The sequence below is a fragment of the Collinsella aerofaciens genome (assembly GCF_005844325.1).
GTDB classification, from domain to species: Bacteria; Actinomycetota; Coriobacteriia; order Coriobacteriales; family Coriobacteriaceae; genus Collinsella; species Collinsella aerofaciens_G.
Genome location: NZ_SPFY01000054.1, coordinates 1 through 1,749, shown reverse-complemented (window position 1 = coordinate 1,749; position 1,749 = coordinate 1). Strand labels below are relative to the sequence as shown.

The following is a 1,749-nucleotide window of genomic DNA, read 5'->3' as shown; positions in this document are numbered from 1 at the left end:
GGGCCCGTGGGTTATACCCTAAGAGCAAACCACCCTTTTTAAGGGTGGTTCTGATTGCTTGCATGTCCTCGGCAGCATTTGCCCAAATGGTGAATGCTGGTGCCGGCAGGTTGCCGAGTGCATGTTGCGGGTATACCCCATGCGTACCATGATCCAAACACTGTGAGGTGTCTGCGCGTGTGCGCGATAATTCATTTTGGAACTGACGGTTGGCGCGCTCGCGTCGATGAGGACTTCACTGCCGATAACGTTGCCCGTATCGCCGATGCCGTCGGCGAGTTATGGCAAAAGACCAATCCGGGCAAAACGGTATATATAGGGTTCGACACCCGGCCCCTGGCGCGCGAGTTCGCTGAGCTTGCGGCGGGCGTGCTAGCAGCGCACGGGCTAGACGCCGTGCTCGCTTCGCGACCTGTCCCGACCCCTGCCCTTACGTGGGCGGCGGCTTATGACGGTGAAGCGTGCGGCGCGCTCATGGTGACGGGGTCCCATCATCCGCAGGGCTATCTGTGCCTCAAGATTCGCATGGGTGACGGCTCGACCGCCAACCAGGATGTCATCGAAGAGCTCGAAGAGACTATGGCTCCCGAGCCAATGGGGATCGAGGGGCAATATCGCACCGCGGATATCATTCCTGACTATATGCAGGCGGTGGCATCGTTTGTCGATGCCGAAGCCATCCGCGCCGCGCACTTGCGCGTGGTTGTCGATCCCATGGGCGGCGCAGCCCAGGGCTATCTAGCCGACTTGCTGCGCGAGCTTGGCGTTGAGGTGCACGAGATTCACGCCGGGCAGGCGTCTGACCAAGAAGATATCTGCCCCGACCCCGTTGAACCGTGGGTGGACGCTTGCGAGCGCACGGTTATCGAGGACGGAGCTTGCGCTGGCCTGGTGACCGACGGCGACGCCGACCGTATCGGCGCGGTTGACGAGCGCGGCAGATATATACATCCGCATCAGATCATGGCGCTCGTTTTGGGCGACTTGGTTCAATTTCGTAATTTGGAGGGGCGCGTCGTCGTCAATCTTTCATGCTCGACGCTCGTGCGTCGCATTGCCGAGGCGCTTGACTGCCGCGTGACCGTCAAACCAGTCGGTTTCAAATATATAGCGGCGGAGATGAAGAAGGGCGGCGTCCTCATGGGCGGCGAAGAAGCCGGTGGTATCGGCATCGCCGCGCATATGCCCGAGCGCGATGGAATCCTCGCCTGTCTGATTCTGTGTGAGCTTATGGCAAAGACGGACGCGCCTTTGGGCGTTCTGGTCGACCAACTCGAGGACAGTTTTGGTAAGACGAGTTACGGTCGACGCGATTTGCGCCTTGAGGCCGAAGATGCCGAAACGTTACGAACCCTGCTGCCGGGCGTAAACCCCAAGTCGATTTGTGGCAAGGTGCCGCAAAACGTTAGTCATATGGACGGCTTGCGTCTGTCATTCGAGGATGACACGTGGCTGCTGGTCCGTCCTAGCGGGACCGAACCAGTGGTGCGCGTCTACGCCGAGGGGTTCTCGGTGGAAGAACGTGATGAGTTGCTCGATGCTGGCTGTGCTTTAGCTAGGGGGACGTATCCGCTTTAACCATGAGACTGCCTTATATAAAGAGATGCTCGGCGAGCGGTAGTTAACGGCTGGCAAACGTTAGTCGGATCACAAGATGTGTAGGAAATGTGTACGCCCAGATTCCCGCCCCCGGCGCCCCTCCGGTCTGGCAATATATCTCCTTGCCGCGCGGCCCGGTGGAACCGGGAA

Annotated in this window: 1 protein-coding gene; it reads left to right on the top strand. The window is 59.5% G+C overall.

All coding sequences use genetic code 11. The features are described 5' to 3' along the window. The first annotated feature begins 177 nt into the window (after positions 1 to 177). A complete protein-coding gene (locus FGQ61_RS09520; protein ID WP_138375367.1) occupies positions 178 to 1,578 on the top strand; it encodes a phosphoglucomutase/phosphomannomutase family protein in 1,401 nt (466 codons plus the stop codon). Positions 1,579 to 1,749 lie beyond the last annotated feature (171 nt).